The sequence below is a fragment of the Pseudescherichia sp. genome (assembly GCF_031987975.1).
Taxonomy (GTDB): Bacteria; Pseudomonadota; Gammaproteobacteria; order Enterobacterales; family Enterobacteriaceae; genus Pseudescherichia.
Window position 1 is genome coordinate 82021 of sequence record NZ_DALZYX010000004.1, and the last position, 23655, is coordinate 105675.

The window sequence follows — 23655 nt, forward strand, 5'->3', positions numbered from 1 at the left end:
CAACGCTGGCCTGAAGCTGATCCAACTTAAGCATAGACAAGGGTTCCCCTGTCTCCTGATAAATTTGGATGAATTGCGACTACATTATGTATTTAACAAAAAACTCAGCGCGCGGGTTCACAAAAAATGTGCAAAAAAAAGGAGGTGACGCTGCACCTCCTCATAAACAGTGATAGTTACGCCAGCTGGCGCAGCATTCGCCGCAGCGGCTCCGCAGCCCCCCACAGCAGCTGATCGCCGACGGTAAAGGCAGAGAGATACTCCGGTCCCATGTTGAGCTTACGCAGACGGCCAACCGGGGTAGTCAGCGTGCCGGTTACCGCCGCCGGGGTCAGCTCCTGCATGGTGATCTCGCGATCGTTCGGCACCACTTTAGCCCACTGATTGTGTGCCGCCAGCAGGGACTCAACGGTCGGGATAGAGACATCTTTCTTCAGCTTAATGGTGAAGGCCTGGCTATGGCAGCGCAGCGCGCCCACGCGCACGCAGAGGCCATCTACCGGGATCGCCGAGGCGGTATTGAGGATTTTATTGGTCTCCGCCTGCCCCTTCCACTCTTCACGGCTCTGGCCGTTATCAAGCTGTTTATCAATCCACGGGATCAGGCTGCCCGCCAGCGGTACGCCGAAGTTGTCTACCGGCAGCTCGCCGCTGCGGGAGAGGGTCGTGACCTTACGTTCGATATCGAGGATAGCCGAGGCCGGATCTGCAAGCTCGCCCGCAACGTGGCTGTGCAGCTGACCCATCTGTGCCAGCAGCTCACGCATGTGGCGTGCGCCGCCACCGGAGGCTGCCTGGTAGGTTGCAACCGAGACCCAGTCCACCAGGTTCTCGGCAAACAGGCCGCCCAGCGACATCAGCATCAGGCTGACGGTACAGTTGCCGCCAACAAAGGTTTTCACGCCGTTGTTCAGGCCCTGGGTAATGACGTCCTGGTTGACCGGATCGAGAATGATGATGGCGTCATCTTTCATGCGCAGCGAGGAGGCTGCGTCGATCCAGTAGCCTTGCCAGCCGCTTTCACGAAGCTTTGGATAGATTTCGTTGGTATAATCGCCGCCCTGGCAGGTGACAATAATGTCGAGTGCCTTCAGCGCCTCCAGATCAAACGCGTCCTGAAGCGTGCCCGCCGCGCCTGTACCGAACGTCGGGGCTGGCTGGCCAAGCTGGGACGTAGAGAAGAAGACAGGGCGAATGGCATCGAAGTCGCGCTCTTCTACCATGCGTTGCATGAGTACAGAGCCGACCATACCGCGCCAGCCGATAAAACCAACATTTTTCATAGCGTATTTCCTGCAGAGGTGTGTGCTGTTTGAGCAATCCAGATCTTTTTACTGGTATACCGCACACATTACAAAATGCAGCTAAAGTCGCAAGTGAAATTAATCAATGATAGTGTCGCCGTCAGAAATAGCGCTTATCAGCGGCCGTTTATGGCGTGCCTCAGGGACAAGAAGCAATGAATGATATCCTCTCCATCGCGGTGCTGTTGATCCTGATTATGGATCCGCTCGGCAACCTGCCTATCTTTATGTCAGTGCTGAAGCACACCGAGCCGAAACGCCGCCGGGCGATTATGATCCGCGAGCTGCTGATCGCCCTGCTGCTGATGCTGATTTTCCTGTTCGCCGGTGAGAAGATCCTCTCCTTCCTGAACCTGCGCGCCGAGACCGTCTCTATTTCCGGCGGCATCATTCTGTTTTTAATCGCCATTAAGATGATCTTCCCCAGCCCGGAGGGTGGCAGCTACGGTATGCCCGCCGGTGAAGAGCCGTTTATCGTGCCGCTGGCGATCCCGCTGGTGGCTGGCCCTACCCTCCTCGCCACGCTGATGCTGCTGTCGCACCAGTATCCCAACCAGATGGGACATCTGGTGATCGCCCTGATGCTGGCGTGGGGCGGCACGGTGGCGATCCTTCTGCAATCAACGCTGTTCTTACGCCTGCTTGGCGAGAAAGGGGTTAACGCGCTGGAGCGCCTGATGGGGCTGGTGCTGGTGATGCTGGCAACCCAGATGTTCCTGGACGGCATCCGGGTGTGGATGAAGGGGTAGTCGTTTAAACGTGCATTCAAACTGTAGGCCCGGTAAGCGAAGCGCCACCGGGCATATCGACCATTAACTCAGCAGCGAGAAGGCAATCATCCCGACAATCGCGCCCGTGGTGCCGAGGATGGTCTCCATCATCGTCCACGTCTTCAGCGTCTGCCCTTCGGTTGCGCCGGTAAACTTACCGAACAGCCAGAAGCCGGCGTCATTGACGTGGCTGACCACGATAGAGCCGCCCGCGATGCAGATCGACAGTGCAGCCATCTGTGCGCCGGAGAAGTGCAGCTGCTCAATCACCGGCATTACCAGACCCACCGCGGTCAGACAGGCCACCGTTGCCGACCCCTGAATAATACGCACCGCCGCAGCCAGCACGAAGCAGGTGATGGCAATGGGCAGGCCCATGCCGGTCAACGCTTCGCCCAAGGCCGGACCGACGCCGGAATCCACCAGCACCTGCTTAAAGACGCCGCCTGCACCGATTACCAGCAGGATAATGCCCGCCGGCTGCAGCGCCGTACCGCAGATCGCCATCACTTTATCTTTCTCCATGCCCTGACGATACGCCAGGCCATAGATCGCGACCAGACACGCCACCAGGATGGCGGTAAACGGATGGCCGATAAACTCCAGCCATTCGTAAAGCGTAGAGCCTTGCTCAACGAAGCGGGCGGCGATAGTTTTCAAACCTACCAGCACCAGCGGCAGCAGGATCAGCGCCAGGCTGAAGCCGAACGACGGCATCTTGCCTTCGCCGAGATGCGGCTCGCTGATGTCATCCGGAATATGCAGCTCAACGTAGCGGCTGATAAAGTTGCCCCACAGCGGACCGGCAATCAGCATGCCAGGGATCGCCGCGCAGAGGCCAATGAGGATCATCCAGCCAAAGTCGGCGTGCATCTGGGAGGCCAGCAGCATCGGCGCTGGTCCCGGCAGCAGGAAGGCCGCCGCCGCCGCAACCCCGGCAAAGAGCGGAATGACCAGCTTGACCAGGTTAGTGCCGGTGTGGCGCGCCATCGAGAACGCGACGCTGATCAGCAGCACGATCGCGACCTCAAAGAAGAGCGGCAGCGCGCAGATCAGCCCTGCAAGGCCAATGGCATAGTGCGCCCGGCTATGGCCGAAGGATTTCAGCATCTTGACCGCGATCTGATCTACCGCGCCGGTTTCATGCAGAATTTTGCCAAACATTGCCCCCAGCGCGACCACTATCGCGAGGAAGCCCAGCGTACCGCCCATGCCTTTTTCCATGGTTTTGGCAATGGCGTCGAGCGGCATTCCGGAAAACAACCCTGCTCCAATAGAGACCACCATCAAAGCAATGAAAGCGTGAAGACGTGCCTTCATTACTAAAAACAGCAGCAGCAAAACCGAGCCGACCGCTGTCAAAACAAGCGTTAAAGTACCCACTGTACTGCCTTAATCTTTTTATTTATTAATCACATCAATAGTGCTGGCCACTACGCCGTTAAGCGGCTGGTCAATATCCACAATTAACACGTCGCGCTCATCCGCGCCCGGCTCTTCCAGCGCTTCAAACTGGGTCACCAGCATCTGCGTTTTGAAGAAGTGACCTTTACGCGCCTTCAGGCGGGTTTCGATCACGTCGAAATCACCCTTCAGGTAGATAAAGGAGAGGTTTGGGTTGCCATCGCGGAGCAGGTCGCGATAGCGTTTTTTCAGCGCCGAGCAGACGATCAGCGACACTTTGTTGGTACGCTGCATGGCAAAGGCGGCATCATTCAGCGCCTGCAACCAGGGTTTGCGATCGTCATCGTTCAGCGGCTCGCCAGCGGCCATTTTAGTGATATTGCTACGCGGATGCAGGAAGTCGCCATCCAGGAACGCGGCATGAAGCTGATAGGCCACTTCGCTGGCAACGGCAGATTTACCGCTGCCGGATACGCCCATCAGGACATAGACGTGGTGATCGTGATTAGTCGTGCTCAAAGGTCGCTCCCACAGAGACAAAAGGTAGATTGTTACGGGTAACAGTTATCGGTAACATTTTCCTGCCGGGGCTGATGAGAAGCAATAACCGGCGGTCGCAGAAGTGAATAAGTGTGAGCTACTTCAAATTTGTCAGACTAAATAGATCCACCCGGTGACAAAGTGAAACCTAAATCTAACATTTTCGGCGTCACTACCTCACCGCGAATGCGCGCCAGCAGGCGCTCTGCGCCAATACGACCCATCCGTTCGCGCGGCGTCAGTACGCTCGCCAGCCGTGGCTCCATCACCTGGCCGATATCGTGGCCGTGGAAGCCGGCAATCGCCATATCATCCGGAATTTTCAGTCCTAAACGCTGGCACTCAAAGGCCGCGCCCACCGCAAGATCGTCGTTGGTACAGAAGATACCGTTGAGCTGCGGATACTCGCGGCGCGCCTGGCGCATCAGTTCAATGCCAGATGTGTAAGAGGAGGACTGCTCCACCATCACGCTGTACGGCGTCAGGCCCGCATCACGCATCGCCTGCTCATACCCCTGCTGTTTGATAATAGTACGTTCGTCGAGACGTGCACCCAGATAGGCAACGTGGCGATGGCCGCGCGCAATAATAGCGGCGGTCATCTGGCGGGCGGCCTCAAAGTTATCAAAGCCAACAGCAATGTCGAGGCACGGCGAACGGCTGTCCATCAGTTCGACTACCGGAATGCCCGCTACCTCGATCATTTTCAGCGTGCGCGGGGTGTGGCTGCGCTCGGTAAGGATCAGACCGTCGATATTCCACGACAGCATCGACTCCAGCCGCTCCTCCTCCATTTCCGGCTTATAGCCGTAGTGGGCCAGCATGGTCTGGTAGCCGTAGGCATCGGTAACGCTTTCGATTCCACGCAGCACTTCAGCGAAAACCTGGTTGGTCAGAGAGGGCAGCAGCACACCGATGGCGCGGCTGGTGGCATTGGAGAGAATGTCAGGTGCGCGATTAGGAATGTAGCCCAGCTCGTCCAGCACCGCTGCGATTTTGCCACGCAGCGCCACGGAGACTTGCTCCGGGTTGCGTAAAAAACGGCTGACGGTCATTTTGGTCACGCCAACGCGATCTGCAACGTCCTGAAGTACGGGTCTTTTCTTTTTCATCGTCCTGAGCGGGGTAAACGGGAAAACATTGTTTTAGTTTACCACGCCACGCACGCAACCTCCCCGCTGATAAGGAGAGGTTGCGCACTTTATTTAACTCATCATACCGGTGGCAGGTCAAACAGCAGAATTTCACTGTCGCTGTCAGCGTGAATCGACAGGGCTTGCTCATCCCAGATAGCCAGGCCATCAGCGGTGGTGGCGGTAGTCCCGTTGATAGAGACGCTACCCTTCACCACCTGGATCCAGACTTTGCGCCCGGCGGCAATCTGATAATCCCCCTGCTCATCTTTCTGTAGCGGCCAGCGAGAAAGTTCCATATCCTGGTTCACCTTCAGCGATCCGTCCCGGGCATCCGGGGAGAGCACCAGCTGGCGACCCTGCGTGGCGTCAAAGCGGCGCTGCTCGTAGCGCGGCGTGATGCCGGTTTTTTCTGGAATGATCCAGATTTGATACAGGTGCAGACGTTCGGTTTCGCTCGGGTTGTACTCCGAGTGACGTACTCCGGTCCCGGCGCTCATAATCTGGAACTCACCGGCAGGCACCTGCTCTTTGTTACCCATGCTGTCCTGATGCTCAACCGCTCCTTCCAGTACATAGGTCAGGATCTCCATATCTTTATGGGGATGGGTACCGAAGCCCTGGCCTGCGTCGATCACGTCGTCGTTAATGACGCGCAGCGCAGAGAAGCCCATGAAATTCGCATCGTAATAGTTGGCAAAAGAGAAGGTATGCCATGAATCTAACCAGCCATGATTTGCATGACCACGTTCGTTTGCTTTGCGTAAGAAAATCATTTTTCACCCCCGTATGCTGTCGATGGAGTAAGTGTGTACTCGATCGGCCCAGGATGATAGAGGGTGAAAATTGACTCCTCTGTTCAAAAATTATGAACAACTTTTAAAACAGCAAAAAACCTTATTTTGCGAGGGTTACCGTGGCGGGTGCCGCCTGTTCAAACCCGCGTTCGAGGATCTCAAGGTTGGTTAACACCTCAGATTCCTTGACGTAGTTTTCTGCGCCATTTGTCAGGGTAGCGTAGAGCGCATCGTAGACGCGGCCATAGTCGCCCATCTCCGGCTGCCACTCTTCGCGTACCGTCTCTCCAGCATCGTTGAGGTACTCCAGCGTCGCCAGCGTGTCGTCAGCGGCAAATCCTGGCTCACCCGGCATGATATTGGCCTTCAGGCTGGTCTCCTGCTGGTCGATGCCGTACTTGATAAACGAGCCGCGCGTGCCGTGAATGATAAATTTCGGGTAATCGATTTTGACATAGTGGCTGGTCTTCACAATTGCCTTCAAATCGCCGTAGAAGAGCTGCGCCTCAAAGGTGTCGTCCGGGTTGGCTTTATTACGCAGGCTGCGGATGTCATAGGAGACATGGTCCGGACGACCAAACAGGGAGATGATCTGATCCAGCGTATGCACGCCCAGCCCAAAGAACATGCCGTCCTGCGGCAGACCCGGTTTGGTCTCTGCTATCGGGCGGAAGTAGTCAATGTGGCTCTCGATTTCGACAATCTCACCCAGCTTGCCACTCTCGATGGCTTTTTTCGCCGTCAGGAAGCAGCTGTCAAAGCGGCGGTTCTGGTATGGCGTGACGGTAAGGCCTTTGCTTTTCGCCAGCTCGAACAGGGTAATGGCTTCGGCCATCGAGGGGGTAAAGGGCTTCTCTACCAGTACGTTCTTACCCGCCTCCAGGGCGCGCTTCGCATACTCAAAGTGGCTATCGGCATGGGTACAGACGATCACCAGCTTCACCTGCGGATCGTTGAGCACTTCATCGAGATCGCTGGTGAAATGGATGTGCTGATACTGAGGATACTGCTCTTCCGGCTTGGGATGGCGGCGGAAGATATGCGCCACGTGCCAGCTCGCTTTGCGGTTGAGAACGTAGGGAAGATGGTAGCGGGTGGTGCTTTTACCAAAGCCAATAAATGCGCAGTGCAGAGTCATGAATCAGTCCTTTTGTTAAATCACTGTCCATAACCATAGCGCAAAGTGGAGCACCGTAACACGCACTTCCCGGAAGCAAAATGGCAAGTAAGCCAGATTGATACATACGCAAAAAAAAAGCCAGCATAAGCTGGCTAAACAATACTGGAAGCAATGTGAGCAATGTCGTGCTTTCAGGTTCACCGTAGCATCCCCTGAACGCATCGCAATAATAATCATTATCATTCGCACTTGTCCAATACTTTTTGCAAAAAATGGCAGTTGACGGAAATTTTAAATTCCCTGATGTTGGAGAGGAGAGTTAACTAACTGAGGATAGAGGAAAATGAGTGAGATAGTGATACGCCACGTCGAAGCCAGCGATGCCGAGCCATTACGCCTGATGTCAGCGCAGCCGGAGATGTATCACCATCTACTACAGCTACCCTACCCTTCACAGGAGCTTTGGCAGGAGCGGGTTAAGCCCCGGCCTGGCCACCGTATGCTAGTCGCCACCATTGATGGGGAAGTGGCCGGGCATATTGGCATCAGCGTGGAGCAAAACCCGCGCCGCAGCCACGCGGCAGAGTTTGGCCTTGCCGTTTCGCCAGCCTTTCGCCAGCGGGGCGTCGCCAGCGCCCTGATGAAGGCGATGATTGATGTTTGCGAGAACTGGCTGCGCATCGAGCGCATTGAGCTATCGGTATATGCCGATAACGAAGCCGCTATCGCGCTCTACCGCAAGCATGGCTTTGAGATTGAGGGCACCGCCAGGAAGTATGCCCTGCGCAACGGCGAGCTGGTGGACTCTTACTTTATGGCACGCATGAAGTGAGACATTGCCCGGTGACGCTGTGCCACCGGGCAAACAGATTAATATCCCGCCGTTAAGTCATCCACCGAACGCGGATCTGACGCACCGTACAGCGCCCCGTCCTCGCCCACCATAATGCTCTGGGTGCTGCCCATCGCCTCCTTCAGCGCGACCTTCTGCCCCTTCTGCTCCAGCATTTTCAGCGTATCCGGGCTAAAACCCTTCTCCACGCGCAGCTCGTCCGGCAGCCACTGATGGTGGAAGCGCGGTGCGTTGGTTGCTTCGGCCACGTTCATCTTGAAATCGATGCTGTTGACGACCATTTGCAGCACGGTAGTGATAATTCGGCTGCCGCCCGGGCTGCCGGTGACCAGCCAGGTCTTACCGTCTTTAGCGACGATGGTGGGCGACATCGATGAGAGCGGACGCTTGTTTGGCCCCACGGCATTAGCATCGCCTCCCACCAGCCCATAGACGTTCGGCACGCCCGGCTTGGCCGAGAAGTCATCCATCTCATTGTTAAGCAGAATGCCGGTGTTACCCGCCACGATCCCCGAGCCAAAGGTGGTGTTCAACGTGTAGGTTACCGCTACCGCGTTGCCTTCTTTATCCACCACCGAGAAGTGAGTGGTCTGATTGCTCTCGTAAGGCTCCAGCTTGCCGGGGCGGATCTGGCTCGACGGCTTCGCCTTGTTGACGTCGATCTGCTGAGCAATGGATTTGGCGTACTCTTTACTGGTCAACGCCTGCCACGGCACTTTCACAAAGTCCGGATCGCCAAGGTACTCAGAGCGGTCGGCGTAGGCGTATTTCTCCGCCTCGGCCATCACCTGCATAGCGTCCGCGCTGCCAAAACCATATTTCGCGAGGTCGAAGTTTTCGAGGATATTGAGGATCTGCACGATATGGATCCCGCCTGACGAGGGCGGCGGCATGGAGAAGACCTGATAGCCACGGTAGTCGCCGCTGATGGGCGTACGCTCTACCGCCCGGTAGGCCGCCAGATCCTCTTTGGTAATCAAGCCGCCGTTCTTACTCATCTCCTGGGCAATCTGATCGGCAATCGTCCCCTTATAGAACGCATCCGGCCCCAGCTCGGCAATCATCTCCAGACTTTTCGCCAGATTAGCCTGCACCAGCTTGTCGCCCTTCTTCAACGGCTCGCCATTTTTCCAGAAGATCGCCTTGCTGTTGTCGTGATTGGGCAAGACTTCGCTGCCGTAGGTTTTCAGATCCTCCGCCAGGGCATCGTTAACCGTAAAGCCCTGCCGGGCCAGCTTGATGGCGGGCTGCACTACCTTGTTCAGCGGCAGCGTGCCGTACTTCTCCAGCGCCAATGAGAAGCCTGCCACCGTGCCGGGGGTGCCAGTCGCCAGATGAGAAGTCAGGGATTTTTTACTATCGGGGTTGCCCTGCTCGTCGAGGAACATATCCCGGCTAGCCTGGGCCGGAGCCATCTCACGGAAGTCGATGGCGGTGGTCGTACCGTCTTTGTTACGCAGCAGCATAAATCCGCCGCCGCCGAGGTTCCCCGCCTGCGGATGGGTCACCGCCAGTGCGTACCCCACCGCTACGGCGGCATCTACCGCGTTACCACCCTGCTTTAAAATATCAACGCCCACGCGGGTCGCGGCGGCATCCACCGACGCCACCATTCCCTGCTGCTCGCGCACCGGGTGGAAGGTATCGGCTTCAACGCCGTAGGAGACGGGGGGCGCTTCCGGCTGTGGCGCGGCGGCCACGCCAAAACAGCTTCCGGCAACCAGCGCCGCAATAGCGGCCCAGCGCGCAAACTTAGGCTTACTCATCATTATTCTCCAGGAAAAATGGCTGATATTGCTGCTTAATCCTGGTTCACAACGCTAAAAAACGCACAGTCTTTGCGCTGAGCAAGTAAACTTAAATAATCCACCTACAGGAGGAAAAACGATGAAACGCCTCTTATCTCTGGCTATATTGCTGCCGCTTAGTGCTTTCGCGCAGCCGATTAATACCATGAATAACCCGAACCAGCCGGGGTATCAAATCCCCAGCCAGCAGCGGATGCAGACCCAGATGCTGAATCAGCAGAGCCAGCAGAAAGGGATGTTGAATCAGCAGCTTCAGACCCAGACGCGCATGCAGCAGCAGCACCTGGAGTCGCAGATCAACAACAACTCCCAGCGCATGCTAAATTCTCAGCCGGGTATGCTGGATAACAGCCGCGAGCAGATGCTGCCTAACAATAGCGGCAGCATGCTGCACCCGTCCGGCACGCCGCAGCCTAACATCCCCCTGAAGACGATGAGTCCTTAGGGCTGAAAATCCGGACCAATAATGTCGATACGATCGGTACAGATGCAGTCCACACCCCAGCGTAGAAGCTCCGCCGCACGCTGGGGTTGGTTGACGGTGTAAACCAGAATATGTAGCCCGGCCGCTTTTATCTCTGCCGTCCGCTGCGCGTTAAGCAATTTGTGGTTTAGGTGCAGTGAAACGCAGCTAAGGCGCGCCGTCAGCTCGCGCCAGTCGTTGCGCCACTCATCGAGCAGCAGACCGCGTGGCAGCTCGGGTGCCGCCTGCTGGGCCGCCTCCAGGGCATCAATCTCAAATGACGAGAGCAGCGGCGGAGTCATGCCCTGCCAGAGCGCTCGCGCCGCCAGCGCTACCGTTTTCCCCGTCAGCGGCCCGGTTCCGGTGGTCGGCTTGATCTCAATGTTGGCCATCATGCCGTGCTGGCGGCAGCGATCCGCCACCTGCGAGAGCAGCGGCAGCGGCTCGCCTTTGAACTCGCCGCTAAACCAGCTCCCCGCATCCACCTTCAGCAGATCGCTCCACGCCAGATCCCCTGCCACGCCCCAGCCGTTGCTGGTGCGCTCCAGGTTATCGTCATGCAGCAGGAAGATCTCCCCGTCGCGCGAGAGCTTGACGTCAAACTCGATCATGGTGTGACCGAGGCGCGCCCCGGTATCGATGCCCGCGAGGGTATTCTCCGGGGCCAGCTTGCCGCCGCCGCGATGGGCGACGACTGCGGGGTAAGGCCAGTGACTCATATTCTTTGTCCTGTTTCACCGTCAAAAAGGTGCAGGTGGCTCTCGGGCATGTTCAACCACAGCGTGCTGCCCGGTGCCGGGCGATCGTGATGCGGCAGCCGCACCACCAGCTTCTGCTCGCCCCAGCGGCCATGGGCCAGGTTATCCGCCCCCAGCATCTCCAGGGTATCCATCACCAGCGGGATGCCGCCTGCGGACTGTGAGCTTAGCGTAATATGTTCCGGGCGGATACCCAACGTCATTTTGCGCCCGGCGTAGCCGCGGTAGAACCAGTTAATGGGCAGAGCCATACCGCTCTCCAGCTCAAAGTGATCCCCAGAGACGCTGATGCGTCCATCCAGCAGGTTCATCGCCGGGCTGCCGATGAAGCTTGCCACAAAGCGGCTGGCGGGCTTCTCGTAGACCTCAACCGGGGTGCCGATCTGCTCTGCCACGCCCTTATTCATCACCATCACCCGCTGCGCCAGGGTCATCGCCTCCACCTGATCGTGGGTGACGTAGAGCGACGTGGTCTTCAGGCGGCGGTGCAGCTGCTGTAGCTCGAGGCGCATCTGGACGCGCAGCTTGGCGTCGAGGTTGGAGAGCGGCTCATCAAAGAGGAAAACGGCGGGATCGCGGACGATCGCCCGGCCCATCGCTACGCGCTGACGCTGTCCACCGGAGAGTTCGCGCGGACGACGCTTCAGCAGGCTATCCAGCTCCAGAATGCGCGCCGCCTCTTTGACCCGCTCGGCGATGTGCGCCTTGCTCATACCACGAATTTTCAGTCCCCACGCCATGTTCTCCTCCACGCTCATGTGTGGATAGAGGGCATAGTTCTGGAACACCATGGCGATACCACGCTCTTTTGGCTCCATCTCGGTCACCCGCTGACGATCGATCCAGACGTCGCCGCTGGTGACCCGCTCAAGCCCGGCCACCATCCGCAGCAGGGTCGATTTGCCGCAGCCGGAGGGACCAACCATGACAATAAATTCACCGTCTGATACGTCCAGGGTCAGGGGTTGGATCACCTGAGTTTTGCCGCCGTCCCAGCTTTTGCTTACTGCCTGTAGTTTTAATCCAGCCATGTTTTTTATTTCTCACTGTCTACTAAACCACGCACGAAGGCACGCTGCATGGCTAATACGATAACGACGGGGGGAATCAGGGTTAGCAGCATCGCCGCCATCACCTGGTTCCATTGGGTCGTCCCCTCCCCGGTAGCAATCATCCCTTTAATTCCCGCCACGGCGGTGCCGAGGTTGACGTCGCTGACGATCAGCAGCGGCCACAGATACTGGTTCCAGCCGTAGATAAAGGTGATGACAAACAGCGCCGCAAGGTTGGTTTTCGACAGCGGCAGCACGATGTCGCGGAAAAAGCGCATCGGCGACGCACCGTCAATACGCGCAGCTTCGATCAGCTCGTCCGGCAGGGTCATAAAGAACTGGCGGAACAGGAAGGTCGCGGTGGCCGAGGCCATCAGGGGGAGCGTCAGGCCGGTGTAGCTGTCGAGCATCTTCAGGTTGGCGATCACCTCGACCGTCGGGAAGATACGTACCTCCACCGGCAGCATCAGGGTGATAAAGATCATCCAGAAGAAGAGATTGCGCAGCGGGAAGCGGAACCAGACGATGGCGAAGGCGGAGAGCATCGACACGGCAATTTTCCCCACCGTGATGCTAAAGGCCATGATGAAGCTGTTGAGCAGCATCAGCCAGAACGGTGCGCTATTGGCTCCCACGCCCTGTAGCCAGATGGTCTTCATGTTATCCAGCAGGTGGCTGCCGGGGATCAGGGTCATCGGCGTCTCAAACACCGCCCGGTTGTCCAGCGTCGCCGCCACAAAGGCGACGTAGAGCGGAAAGAGAATGGCGGTGATGCCGAGGATCAGCATCACATGGCTGAAGATCGTCAGCCCGCGTCGGTTTTCAATCATTGATAGCGCACCTTACTCTCGACGTAGCGGAACTGGACCACCGTCAGGATAATCACCAGCATCATCAGCACCACCGACTGGGCGGCAGAGGCGGAGAGATCCAGCCCGGCAAAGCCTTCCCGATAGATTTTGTAGATCAGCGTGGTGGTGGCCTGTACCGGCCCACCGGCGGTGGCGGCGTCGATCACCGGGAAGGTGTCGAAGAAGGCATACACCAGGTTAACCACCAGCAGGAAGAAGCTAACGGGGGCGATCAGCGGTAGTGAGAGCTGGAAGAAGCGACGCACCGGTCCTGCGCCGTCAATAGCGGCGGCCTCCACCAGCGAGCGGGGAATCGACTGCAGCGCGGCGAAGAAGAAGAGGAAGTTATAGCTGATCTGCTTCCATACCGAGGCGAAGACCACTAAAAACATCGCCTGGCCGCTGTTCTGGGCGTGGTTCCAGCTATAGCCAATCTGCTCCAGCGCGTGAGTAATTAGCCCGCGCCCCGGGTTGAAGAGGAAGATCCACAGCACGGCGGCGATAGCAGGGGCTACGGCGTAGGGCAGCAGCATCAGCGTCTGATAGAAGCGGCTGCCGCGCACCACGTAGTCTACCAGCGCAGCAAAAAAGAGCGAGGCCAGCAGGCCGGAGAAGGTCACCAGCGCGCTGAACTTTATCGTCGTCCAGAAGGAGTCCAGATAGTAGCTGTCATGCAGCAGCGCCATAAAGTTGTCCAGCCCGACAAACTGGCTGGAGAGACCGAACGGATCAACGCTCTGCACCGAGTACCACAGCGCTTCGCCCGCGGGCCAGATAAAAAAGATAACGGTAATAATCAGCTGCGGCGCGACCAGCGCATAGGGAAGCCAGCGCGAGCGGAATACCGGACGGGATGATGACATAGGGCGTTTTATTCCTGAGAAAATGCCGGGTGGCGCTACGCTTACCCGGCCTACGGATTGCTGCAACTTTTATGATTTGGTGGACTGCTCGAAGCGGCGCAGCAGCTGGTTACCGCGCTCTACCGCGCTGTCCAGCGCCTGCTGCGGGGTTTTCTTGCCGGTCCAGACCGACTCCAGCTCTTCATCCACGATGGTGCGGATCTGCGGCATGTTGCCCAGACGCAGCCCTTTGGTGAACGGTAACGGCGGCTTGTTCAGCATCTGGCGAGTGGCGATATCCGCGCCTGGGTTCTTGTCATAGAAGCCCTGCTCACGGGTCAGATCGTAAGCGGCAGTGGTGATCGGCAGGTAGCCGGTCTTCTGATGCCACTCGGCGGCATTTTCCGGCTTCGCCAGGAACTCAAGGAACTGGGCGACGCCGGTATAGGTCGGCTTATCTTTGCCCTGCATGACCCACAGGCTGGCCCCGCCGATGATGGCGTTCTGCGGCGCGCCCTTCACGTCGGCGTCATACGGCATCATACCTACGCCGTAGTTAAATTTGGCGTACTGGCGGATATCTGCCAGCGAACCGGAGGAGGCGGTAGTGATCGCGCAGTCACCGTTATAGAACTTCTCGGTGGACTCGTCCTTGCGCCCGAAGTAGCTGAAGTCGCCCTTCTTGTTGAGGTCGGCCAGCATCGCGATGTGCTTGACCTGCTCCGGCTTGTTGAACTCCAGCACGGCGTCGGTGCCGTCAAAGCCGTTGTTTTTGGTAGCGACCGGCAGACCGTGCCAGGCGCTGAAGTTTTCGATCTGGATCCAGCCCTGCCAGCCGCTGGCGTAGCCGCACTTCATGCCGGCGGCTTTCAGCTTCGCGGTGTAGGCGGCGAGATCCTGCCAGGTTTTCGGCGGCTGCTCTGGATCGAGACCCGCTTTTTTGAAGGCGTCTTTGTTGTAGTAGAGCACCGGGGTGGAGCTGTTAAACGGCTGGGAGAGCAGATGGCCGGATTTCGCATCGGTGTAGTAGCCGGAGACGGTCGGCACAAACTGCGACTCGTCGAACGTGATACCCGCATCGCTGAACACTTCATACACCGGCTTGATGGCTTTCGACGCCATCATAGTGGCGGTGCCGACTTCATACACCTGCAAAATGGCAGGGGCGTTGCCGGTACGGAAGGCGGCAATCCCGGCGCTCAGGCTCTGCTCATAGTTACCTTTGTAGACCGGCACAATTTTGTAATCCGGATGGGTGTCATTGAAACGCTGCGCCAGGGAGTCTACTTCTTTGCCCAGTTGCCCTTCCATCGAATGCCAGAACGGAATGGTGGTCACTGCCATAGCCTGACCTGCAAACGCCAGACCTAACGCTAATCCTAAAGCTGTATGTCGTAACGATGTCATTCGGTTATCTCTCTTGTTGTGCCGGATGCGCGATATCACGCTTTTCGTGCTCGCGAAGTAACATGACACGCTCAAATGACAGAAAAATAACCGTTTGTTTACAGAAAGATGACAGGAATATGTAGGCCCGGCAAGCAGAGCGCCGCCGGGCGTAGGAGACGAATCAACCGCCTAAATAGGCACTCCGCACCGCTTCGTTGGCCAGCAGCGCGTCGCCGCTATCCTCAAGAACCACACGACCGTTCTCCAGCACGTAGCCGCGATCGGCGAGCTTCAGCGCCTGGTTAGCGTTCTGCTCCACGAGGAAGATGGTCATCCCCTCTTTGCGCAGCTGCTCGATGGTGTCGAAGATCTGCTGGATGATAATCGGTGCAAGACCGAGGGATGGCTCGTCGAGCAACAGCAGACGTGGCTGGCTCATCAGCGCCCGGCCAATGGCCAGCATCTGCTGCTCACCGCCGGACATGGTCCCGGCCCGCTGAATGCGGCGCTCATGCAGACGCGGGAACAGTTCGTAGACCCACTTGATGCGGGTGTGGAACTGGTCGCGATCGGCAAAGAAGCCGCCCATCGCCAGGTTCTCCTCTACCGTCATGCGGGAGAAGACGCGCCGCCCTTCCGGTACAATCGCCACCGCCTCGCGCATGATCTTTGCTGTCTGCCAGTCGGTAATGTCTTTACCGTCAAAGACAATACGTCCGCTACTGGCGCGCGGATCGCCGCACAGGGTGCCAAGCAGCGTGGTTTTACCCGCGCCGTTGGCCCCGATCAGGGTAACAATTTCGCCCTGGTTGATATGCAAGCTGACGTCGTGCAGCGCCTGGATTTTGCCGTAGTGGGCGCTGACCTGGTCAAGAGATAACATCACGTTTTCCATGTTACGCGTTACCACCATTATGCTTCACCTAAATAGGCGCGGATCACGTCCGGGTTGTTACGAATCTGCTCCGGCGTGCCGTTTGCCAGCGGCGTACCCTGGTTTACCACGTAGATACGGTCGGAGATACCCATCACCAGCTTCATATCATGCTCAATTAGCAGGATGGTGGTGTTGTGATGGTTACGCAGCTCAACGATTAGCTCGTCCAGCTCTTTGGTCTCTTTCGGGTTCAGTCCGGCCGCCGGTTCGTCCAGCATCAGGATCTCCGGCTGGGTCACCATGCAACGGGCGATCTCCAGGCGGCGCTGGTCGCCATAGGCCAGGTTGCTAGCCTGACGGTTGGCGTGGGCCAGCAGGCCGATGCGCTCCAGCCATGTCGCGGCACGATCCAGGGCTTCGCTCTGGGCGCGGCGGAAAGCCGGGGTTTTCAGCAGGCCGGAGAAGAGTCCGGTTTTAAGCTGCTGATGCTGGGCCACCAGCAGGTTCTCGATCACCGTCATCTCACGGAACAGACGCACATGCTGGAAAGTACGCACCACGCCCATGCGGGCGATCTGCTGCCCCGGCAGCCCTTCCAGGTGCTGGTCGCGCAGCATGATGGTGCCGCCGGTGGGCTTATAGAAGCCGGTCAGGCAGTTGAAGACCGTGGTTTTCCCCGCGCCGTTCGGCCCAATCAGGGAGACAATCTCCTGCGGATGCAGCTCCAGTGCAACGTTGTTTACCGCCAGCAGCCCGCCGAAGCGCATCATCAGGCCGTTAACGGACAGTAATGGCTCACTCATGCCTGCTCTCCTTTCACTTGCCCGTTTTTCAGTTTCAACTGCGGACGGGTCATCGGCAGCAAGCCTTCAGGACGCCAAATCATCATCAGTACCATCAAACCACCGAGCATTAACATGCTGTACTCATTGAAATCACGCATCAGCTCACGGGAGACCACCAGCAGGATTGCCGCCAGGATAACCGCGAACTGCGAGCCCATCCCGCCCAGCACCACAATCGCCAGCACAAAGGCGGACTCGGCAAAGGTAAAGGATTCCGGGCTGACGAAGCCCTGGCGTGCGGCGAACAGCGTCCCGGCAAAGCCAGCGAAACCGGCGCTAATGGTAAAGGCGGTCAGCTTGATGCGGGTCGGATTGAGGCCCAGCGAGCGACAGGCGATCTCATCCTCACGCAGCGCTTCCCACGCCCGACCCAGCGGCATGCGCAGCAGACGGTTGATGACGAACAGGGTTAACACCACCAGCAGCAGCGCCACCAGATAGAGGAAGACCACGCGGTCGCTGGGATCGTACTTCACGCCGAAGAAGTTGCTGAAGGTATCCCAGCCGCCTTCGCGGGCGGTACGGCTAAACTCAAGGCCAAACAGCGTCGGTTTCGGGATCTGGCTGATGCCGTTCGGGCCGCCGGTCACTTCGGTGTTGTTGAGCAGCAGGATACGCACGATCTCACCGAAACCGAGGGTCACGATCGCCAGATAGTCACCGCGCAGGCGCAGCACCGGGAAGCCCAGCAGGAAGCCCGCCGCGGCCGAGACCAGCCCCGCCAGCGGCAGGCAGGTCCAGAAGCCGAGGCCGTAGTAGTGGTTCAGCAGCGCAAAGGTGTAGGCACCGATGGCATAGAAGCCGCCGTAGCCCAGCACCAGCAGGCCGGAAAGCCCCACCACCACGTTTAGCCCGAGACCGAGGATGATGTAGATCATGGTCAGGGTGGCAATATCCACCGTGCCGCGGGAGACCACAAACGGCCACGCCACGGCGGCGACCAGTAGGGCTATCAGAAATAGCTTCTGTTTGACCGTTGAACCGTCAATAGCGGGCAGGATAAACTTCGGCCCGGAGACGTTCTTCAGCCCTTTCTGCATCATGGGACGCAGGAGCTGGAAGAGAAAGACTACCGCGGTGCCGATAAAGACCCATTGCCAGCGGATATCCGCCGCGCTGCCAACCACCAGTTTAGTGCCGTCGAGGCTGAGCTGGACGCCCATAAAAACGCCGGCCAACACAAAGAAGAGCGCAGCGGAGAGCAGCGCCATCGCGAAATGCATCGGTTTCATACTTTTTCAACCTCCGGGCGGCCCAGGATACCGGTTGGCATCACCAACAGCACCAGGATCAGCAGAGCAAACGACACCACATCTTTATATTCGGTACTCAGGTACGCGGAGGAGAGTGATTCGGCCACGCCGAGGATCAGGCCGCCAATCATCGCGCCGGGAATACTGCCGATGCCGCCTAGCACCGCGGCGGTAAAGGCTTTCATCCCGGCCATAAAGCCAATGTAGGGGTTGATCACGCCGTAGAACTGTCCAAGCAGGACGCCCGCCACGGCAGCCATCGCCGCACCAATCACAAAGGTGAGGGCAATTACACGGTCGGTGTTGATCCCCAGCAGGCTGGCCATCTTCAGATCTTCCGCGCAGGCACGGCAGGCGCGGCCCATGCGGGAGTAGCGGATGAACAGGGTTAGCGCCAGCATGGCAACGAAGGTAACAATCCAGATCACCAGCTGCATGGTGGTGATCGAGGCGGCGAAGTTCTCGCTGCTGCCGATAGTCCACTGGCCGTTGAAGAGGCTCGGCAGGGCCACGTCTCGCGAGCCTTCGGTCAGGCTAACGTAGTTTTGTAGGAAGATAGACATCCCGATGGCGGAGATCAGTGCGATCAGGCGCTTGGATTTACGCACCGGGCGATAGGCCACCCGTTCGATACTCCAGCCGTAGGCGCTGGCGATAACAATCGCGCCAACGAATCCGGCCGCTACCAGCAGCCAGCTGCTGTCGATGCCCATCATCATCAGGGCGGCGATAATCATAAAGGAGACATAGCTACCGATCATGTAGACCTCGCCATGGGCGAAGTTAATCATGCCGATAATGCCGTAGACCATGGTGTAACCGATGGCGATGAGTGCATAGGTGCTTCCCAGCGTCACGCCGTTAAACATCTGCTGCAGGAAGTAGAGAAACTGCTCGGACATAACGTAACCTTTCTAAACTCGCCCGGCTGAGCGGGCGATTGAGATTTACTTAGCTACCGAAGACGAACCATCGGCATGCCATTCAAAGACACCGAACTCAAATCCCTTCAAATCGCCTTTTTCATCCCAGTTCAGCGGCCCAATCACGGTATTTGCCCCGTGAGATTTTAAATCTGTTGCGAGTGCCAGCGGATCGGCGCTGCCGGACCGCTCAAGCGCCGTCGCCAGCGACTGCACGGCGGCGTAGGTGATCCAGACGTAAGGGCCTGAAGGATCTTTCTTTTCAGCCTTAAGCGCCTCTACGATAGCGCCGTTAGCCGGATCCTGGTCATAGCGTTTTGGCATCGTGACCAGCAATCCCTCGCCTGCACTACCCGCGATATTGGAGAGGGACGCATTGCCTACCCCTTCCGGTCCCATAAACTGGGTCTTCAGGCCGTTGGCTCGCGCCTGGCGCAGCATCTGCCCCATCTCCGGGTAGTAGCCGCCGTAGTAGACGAAGTCGATATTCTCTTTCTGCAGTCGGGAGATCAGCGCCGAGAAGTCTTTCTCACCGGCGGTGATACCGTCGAAGAAGACGACGTTCGCGTTGCCCTTTTTCAGGCCATCCTGCACGGAGCGAGCCAGCCCTTCACCGTACTGCTGTTTATCATGAATGATGGCGATACGCTGCGGTTTCACCTTCTCCAGAATGTATTTCGCTGCGGTCGGTCCCTGCGACGAGTCCAGCCCGGCGGTACGCATAATGTATTTGTAGCCGCGTGCGGTCAGCTCCGGGTTAGTTGCGCCTGGAGAGATCATCAGAATGCCTTCATCTTCATAAATATCAGACGCGGGCTGGGTTGATGATGAGCAGAGGTGGCCGATCACATATTGAATACCGTCATTAACGATTTTATTCGCTACCGCCACGGCCTGTTTCGGATCGCAGGCGTCGTCATACTCAACGGCAACCAGCTTGTCGCCTTTAATGCCGCCCTTAGCGTTGATGTCTTTAATGGCCTGGCGTGCGCCGTTGAACTCCATGTCACCCCACTGAGCAACCGGCCCGGACATCGCGCCGACTACGGCGACTTTAATATCGGCAGCCGACGCGCTATATGACACCGCCAGTGCAATCGCGCCCGCGATCAACGTCTTCGCGTTCCTTTTCATAACCTGAAATCCCCATTACCGTCGTGACGTGTATATATTTTGTTTTATTATGGTTAAAAAGCATTCTGTACTTTTATTAAACAACGCTATTTTTACCAGCATGCTTAATGGTTTAGCGCAGTTTTTACCGTAAAACCTGATTAAATACTCTATTTTTCAGGCTATTAAGCAGAGATAATATTCTGTATTTATGCAGAGATAAACAAAAAAAAGCGCGTCTGTCAGCATAAAATAATGGGACAAAGAGCGGAATAAATCACCACTCATTAGAGAAAAAAACTGCCTGTTTTTCGATCCCTGATGTTTAAAACTGCTTCAGCGGCTGCGTTAAAAGTATTCACCTGATCCACGTGATTAAAAAGTGAAAGCGTCTGGCTAATGAAATTGAGTACACTGCTGCCATCTTTTGAGATTTGGACCCGCAGTGAATGAAACTGACCATCATCCGTTTAGACACGTTTAGCGACCAGGATCGCATTGATTTAGCTAAAATTTGGCCGGAGTACTCCGCATCGTCGTTAAACGTTGACGATACGCACCCGATCTACGCTGCCCGCTTTAATGAGCGACTGCTGGCGGCAGTGCGCGTGACGCTTAGCGGCAGCGAGGGGGCGCTGGATTCTCTGCGCGTGCGGGATGTGACCCGCCGTCGTGGCGTGGGGCAGTATTTGATTGAAGAGGCGATGGCGCGTAATCCGCAGGTGACCCGCTGGTGGATAGCAGACGTCGGCGTCGAGGACCGCAGCGTCATGGCAGCCTTTACCCAGGCGCTGGGCTTTCGCCCGCAGCAGGACGGCTGGGAAAAGCGGCTGTAGCGGCCATAAAAAAGCCCGGTGGCGCTAGCGCTTACCGGGCCTACATGCCTTCAGTGACGTAGGCCGGGTAAGGCGTTAGCCGCCACCCGGCGTATACATAAACTATTTAGCATCCGTGGCTGTACCATTGGCATGCCAGGTAAACACGCCGAACTCGAAGCCTTTCAGGTCACCCTTCTCATCCCATGACAGCGGACCCATCACGGTATCCACGGAGTTGGCTTTCAGCCAGGTGGCAATTTCCGCCGGATCGTCGGACTGATTCAGGCCAGCCTGCAGGGATTGCAGCGCGGCGTAGGTAGTCCACACGAACGCGCCGCTCGGATCCTGTTTCTTCGCCTTGATCGCATCCACAACCGGTTTGTTTGCCGGAACCTGATCGTAGTTCTTCGGCTTGGTCACCAGCATACCCTCGGCAGATTCGCCAGCGATGTTAGAGAGCGATACGTTCGCTACCCCTTCCGGACCCATAAACTGGGTTTTCAGGCCTGCGGCGCGAGCCTGACGCAGGATCTGCCCCATCTCCGGGTGGTAACCGCCGTAGTAAACGAAGTCGATGTTCTCTTTCTTCAGGCGAGCTACCAGCGTGGAAAAATCTTTCTCACCGGCGGTGATACCGTCAAAGAAGACCACGTTAGCGTTGCCCTTTTTCAGGTTATCCTGCACGGCGCGGGCCAGGCCTTCACCATACTGCTGTTTGTCATGAACGATGGCGATACGCTGCGGTTTGACCTTTTCCAGAATGTATTTCGCAGCGGTCGGTCCCTGATCGGAGTCGAGACCGGTAGTACGCAGCACCAGTTTATAACCACGGGCGGTCAGCTCCGGAGCTGTTGCCGCTGGGGTGATCATCAGAATGCCTTCGTCTTCATAGATATCAGAAGCCGGCTGGGTGGAGGAGGAGCAGAGGTGACCGATAACGTATTTGATGCCATCGTTAATTACCTTGTTTGCCACCGCAACGGCCTGTTTCGGGTCACAGGCGTCATCGTATTTTACAATTTGCAGTTTTTCGCCTTTGATACCGCCTTTCGCATTGATGTCTGCAACGGCTTGTTCCGCGCCGGTAAACTCCTGATCGCCATACTGCGCAACCGGACCGGACATCGCGCCCACCACGGCCACTTTAATGTCTGCCTGTGCCATGGTGCTGAATGCCAGCGCGATACATCCTGCCAGTAACGCTTTACCCTTCATTTTCATCCTGAGATTCCCCATTGTTCTGGTTGTAACGTTTGTTGTGATGTTGTTTTATGGCGCTTTATTTCATATATGCGTCTGCTGTGCGCGCCTTTTCAGCACACTCTGCTAAAACATACCCCATTTTTATCTTTTGGGAATAGATATTTTGAAATGTTAATAGTGTATGCCCGGCAGTCGTATGCCACCGGGCGGAGGATTACTGCGTCAGCGAGCGGGAGAGGATATCCAGTGCACGGCGGAACTGCGCATCGGGAATGGTGAGCGGATAGAGGAAGCGGATGACGTTGCCGTAGACGCCGCAGCTGAGCAGCAGCAGGCCCGCCTCCAGCGCGTGGGCCTGCACCTTCTGGGTAAAGGCCGGTGACGGTTCGTCGGTCTGCGGATCGATAAACTCCACGGCAACCATCGAACCCAATGCGCGCACGTCGGCAATGTACGGGCAGTCCGCTTTCGCTTTATTCAGCTCCGCCACCAGCGCGTCTCCCAGCACGCGGGAGCGCTCGCAAAGCTGCTCCTCTTCAATGACTTCCAGCACCGCCAGCGCGGAAGCGATCGCCAGCGGGTTACCGGCGTAGGTGCCACCCAGCCCACCCGGTGCGGGGGCATCCATCACCTCGGCACGACCAGAGACCGCCGACAGCGGCAGGCCGCCCGCGAGACTCTTGGCCATGGTGATCAGATCCGGCTTCACGCTGTAGTGCTCCATCGCAAAAAGCTTACCGGTGCGGGCATAGCCGCTCTGAACCTCATCAGCGATGAGCAGGATCCCGTGCTGGTCGCAGAGCTTACGCACGCCCTGCATAAAGTCGTCGGGCGCGATGACAAAGCCGCCTTCACCCTGTACCGGCTCCAGCAGGATAGCCGCCACCTGGTCCGGGGCGATATCGGCTTTAAAGATGCGCTCGAGACTCTTCAGGGCATCCTGGGTGGAGACGTCATGTACCGCATTGGGATACTGGGCGTGAAAGATCGATCCGGGAAAAGGGCCAAAGCCAATTTTGTAGGGCGCGACCTTACCGGTCAGCGCCATCGTCATTGAGGTTCGGCCATGAAAGCCGCCGCCAAAGGCAATGACGCCGGGGCGTTTGGTGTAGGCGCGAGCAATTTTAATCGCATTCTCTACTGCTTCCGCGCCGGTGGAGAAGAAGGCAGTTTTTGCTGGCCCTTCGACCGGCACGCGGGCATTAATTTTCTCCGCCAGCGTCACATAGCTCTCGTAGGGCACAATCTGATACGCCGTATGGGTAAAGGCCAGGAGCTGATTCTCCACTGCCGATATGATCTTCGGATGGCGATGGCCGGTATTCAGCACCGCGATCCCGGCAGCGAAGTCGATTACCTCGTTACCCTCCACGTCCCATAGCGTGGCGTTCTCCGCTCTGTCAGCGAAGAAGTTACACATTACGCCGATGCCGCGCGGTGTCGCCTGTAAGCGGCGTTCATGTAGTTCGTTATTTTTCATCCTGTCCCCCTGAGAAATACCCATGCGTAGCGCATCTGTAAGTGTTTGCCAGGGGCTAA

Annotated in this window: 23 protein-coding genes; 4 read left to right on the forward strand and 19 right to left on the reverse strand. The window is 57.4% G+C overall.

All coding sequences use genetic code 11. The annotated features are described in order from the left end of the window. Positions 1-176 precede the first annotated feature (176 nt). Positions 177-1283 (reverse strand): aspartate-semialdehyde dehydrogenase, encoded by a 1107-nt coding sequence (asd, locus tag RTN40_RS08190; RefSeq protein WP_312228034.1) that lies wholly within the window; start codon positions 1281-1283, stop codon positions 177-179. Positions 1284-1459: 176 nt separating this feature from the next. On the opposite strand from asd, the gene RTN40_RS08195 reads away from it, so the two are divergent. Continuing rightward, positions 1460-2053 carry a YhgN family NAAT transporter gene (locus RTN40_RS08195; RefSeq protein ID WP_042393172.1) on the forward strand — a complete coding sequence of 198 codons (594 nt, stop codon included), beginning with the start codon at positions 1460-1462 and terminating at the stop codon, positions 2051-2053. A gap of 63 nt (positions 2054-2116) precedes the next feature. Here RTN40_RS08195 and gntU read toward each other — a convergent pair whose 3' ends face one another. The 5 genes from gntU to RTN40_RS08220 form a co-directional block, all read right to left on the reverse strand. Beyond that, positions 2117-3457, reverse strand: coding sequence for a gluconate transporter (gene gntU, locus RTN40_RS08200; RefSeq protein WP_312211860.1), 1341 nt, complete (start codon positions 3455-3457; stop codon positions 2117-2119). Between the two features lie 18 nt (positions 3458-3475). Beyond that, a complete protein-coding gene (gene gntK, locus RTN40_RS08205; RefSeq protein WP_312211859.1) occupies positions 3476-3997 on the reverse strand; it encodes a gluconokinase in 522 nt (173 codons plus the stop codon). Positions 3998-4134: 137 nt separating this feature from the next. Beyond that, positions 4135-5130 (reverse strand): gluconate operon transcriptional repressor GntR, encoded by a 996-nt coding sequence (gntR, locus tag RTN40_RS08210; protein ID WP_312228035.1) that lies wholly within the window; start codon positions 5128-5130, stop codon positions 4135-4137. A gap of 101 nt (positions 5131-5231) precedes the next feature. Beyond that, a complete protein-coding gene (locus RTN40_RS08215) occupies positions 5232-5927 on the reverse strand; it encodes a pirin family protein (protein ID WP_312228036.1) in 696 nt (231 codons plus the stop codon). A 121-nt stretch (positions 5928-6048) separates the two neighbouring features. Continuing rightward, entirely contained in the window at positions 6049-7086 is a 1038-nt protein-coding gene (locus RTN40_RS08220; protein ID WP_312228037.1) for an oxidoreductase, read from the reverse strand. A 325-nt stretch (positions 7087-7411) separates the two neighbouring features. On the opposite strand from RTN40_RS08220, the gene yhhY reads away from it, so the two are divergent. Then, complete coding sequence (gene yhhY / locus RTN40_RS08225; RefSeq protein WP_312228038.1) at positions 7412-7900, forward strand: N-acetyltransferase; 489 nt, start codon at positions 7412-7414, stop codon at positions 7898-7900. A 38-nt stretch (positions 7901-7938) separates the two neighbouring features. Here the strand turns inward: yhhY and ggt are convergent, their stop codons facing one another. Then, the gene (gene ggt / locus RTN40_RS08230) at positions 7939-9687 is read right to left on the reverse strand and encodes a gamma-glutamyltransferase (protein ID WP_312228039.1); all 1749 of its coding nucleotides are present in this window, start codon (positions 9685-9687) and stop codon (positions 7939-7941) included. A gap of 121 nt (positions 9688-9808) precedes the next feature. Here ggt and RTN40_RS08235 point away from each other — a divergent pair, with 121 nt between their 5' ends. Continuing rightward, positions 9809-10174: a DUF2756 family protein gene (locus tag RTN40_RS08235; RefSeq protein WP_312228040.1), complete on the forward strand. Its 366-nt coding sequence runs from the start codon at positions 9809-9811 to the stop codon at positions 10172-10174. Here the strand turns inward: RTN40_RS08235 and ugpQ are convergent. From ugpQ to livK, 10 genes are all read right to left on the reverse strand, one after another. Then, the gene (gene ugpQ / locus RTN40_RS08240) at positions 10171-10911 is read right to left on the reverse strand and encodes a glycerophosphodiester phosphodiesterase (RefSeq protein ID WP_312228041.1); all 741 of its coding nucleotides are present in this window, start codon (positions 10909-10911) and stop codon (positions 10171-10173) included. The genes RTN40_RS08235 and ugpQ overlap by 4 nt on opposite strands. Continuing rightward, positions 10908-11981 (reverse strand): sn-glycerol-3-phosphate import ATP-binding protein UgpC, encoded by a 1074-nt coding sequence (locus RTN40_RS08245; protein ID WP_312228042.1) that lies wholly within the window; start codon positions 11979-11981, stop codon positions 10908-10910. The genes ugpQ and RTN40_RS08245 overlap by 4 nt, the downstream gene beginning before the upstream one ends. Before the next feature lie 5 nt (positions 11982-11986). Beyond that, the gene (ugpE, locus tag RTN40_RS08250; RefSeq protein WP_312228043.1) at positions 11987-12832 is read right to left on the reverse strand and encodes a sn-glycerol-3-phosphate ABC transporter permease UgpE; all 846 of its coding nucleotides are present in this window, start codon (positions 12830-12832) and stop codon (positions 11987-11989) included. Next, complete coding sequence (gene ugpA, locus RTN40_RS08255; RefSeq protein ID WP_312228044.1) at positions 12829-13716, reverse strand: sn-glycerol-3-phosphate ABC transporter permease UgpA; 888 nt, start codon at positions 13714-13716, stop codon at positions 12829-12831. Before ugpA ends, ugpE begins: the two co-directional genes overlap by 4 nt. 69 nt (positions 13717-13785) lie before the next feature. Then, entirely contained in the window at positions 13786-15102 is a 1317-nt protein-coding gene (gene ugpB, locus RTN40_RS08260; protein WP_312228045.1) for a sn-glycerol-3-phosphate ABC transporter substrate-binding protein UgpB, read from the reverse strand. Between the two features lie 163 nt (positions 15103-15265). Further along, complete coding sequence (gene livF, locus RTN40_RS08265; protein ID WP_312228046.1) at positions 15266-15979, reverse strand: high-affinity branched-chain amino acid ABC transporter ATP-binding protein LivF; 714 nt, start codon at positions 15977-15979, stop codon at positions 15266-15268. Between the two features lie 17 nt (positions 15980-15996). After that, on the reverse strand, positions 15997-16764 hold the full coding sequence (gene livG / locus RTN40_RS08270) for a high-affinity branched-chain amino acid ABC transporter ATP-binding protein LivG (RefSeq protein ID WP_312228047.1): 768 nt from the start codon (positions 16762-16764) through the stop codon (positions 15997-15999). After that, on the reverse strand, positions 16761-18038 hold the full coding sequence (locus RTN40_RS08275) for a high-affinity branched-chain amino acid ABC transporter permease LivM (RefSeq protein ID WP_312228048.1): 1278 nt from the start codon (positions 18036-18038) through the stop codon (positions 16761-16763). The genes livG and RTN40_RS08275 overlap by 4 nt, the downstream gene beginning before the upstream one ends. Continuing rightward, entirely contained in the window at positions 18035-18961 is a 927-nt protein-coding gene (livH, locus tag RTN40_RS08280; protein WP_312211847.1) for a high-affinity branched-chain amino acid ABC transporter permease LivH, read from the reverse strand. Before livH ends, RTN40_RS08275 begins: the two co-directional genes overlap by 4 nt. Positions 18962-19006: 45 nt before the next feature. Further along, complete coding sequence (gene livK, locus RTN40_RS08285) at positions 19007-20116, reverse strand: high-affinity branched-chain amino acid ABC transporter substrate-binding protein LivK (protein ID WP_312228049.1); 1110 nt, start codon at positions 20114-20116, stop codon at positions 19007-19009. 428 nt (positions 20117-20544) lie between these two features. Here livK and panM point away from each other — a divergent pair, with 428 nt between their 5' ends. After that, the gene (panM, locus tag RTN40_RS08290; protein WP_312228050.1) at positions 20545-20931 is read left to right on the forward strand and encodes an aspartate 1-decarboxylase autocleavage activator PanM; all 387 of its coding nucleotides are present in this window, start codon (positions 20545-20547) and stop codon (positions 20929-20931) included. A 102-nt stretch (positions 20932-21033) separates the two neighbouring features. Here panM and livJ read toward each other — a convergent pair whose 3' ends face one another. Then, positions 21034-22134, reverse strand: coding sequence for a branched chain amino acid ABC transporter substrate-binding protein LivJ (livJ, locus tag RTN40_RS08295; RefSeq protein WP_312211843.1), 1101 nt, complete (start codon positions 22132-22134; stop codon positions 21034-21036). A 196-nt stretch (positions 22135-22330) separates the two neighbouring features. Next, positions 22331-23596, reverse strand: coding sequence for a 4-aminobutyrate--2-oxoglutarate transaminase (locus RTN40_RS08300; protein ID WP_312228051.1), 1266 nt, complete (start codon positions 23594-23596; stop codon positions 22331-22333). Between the last annotated feature and the right edge of the window lie 59 nt (positions 23597-23655).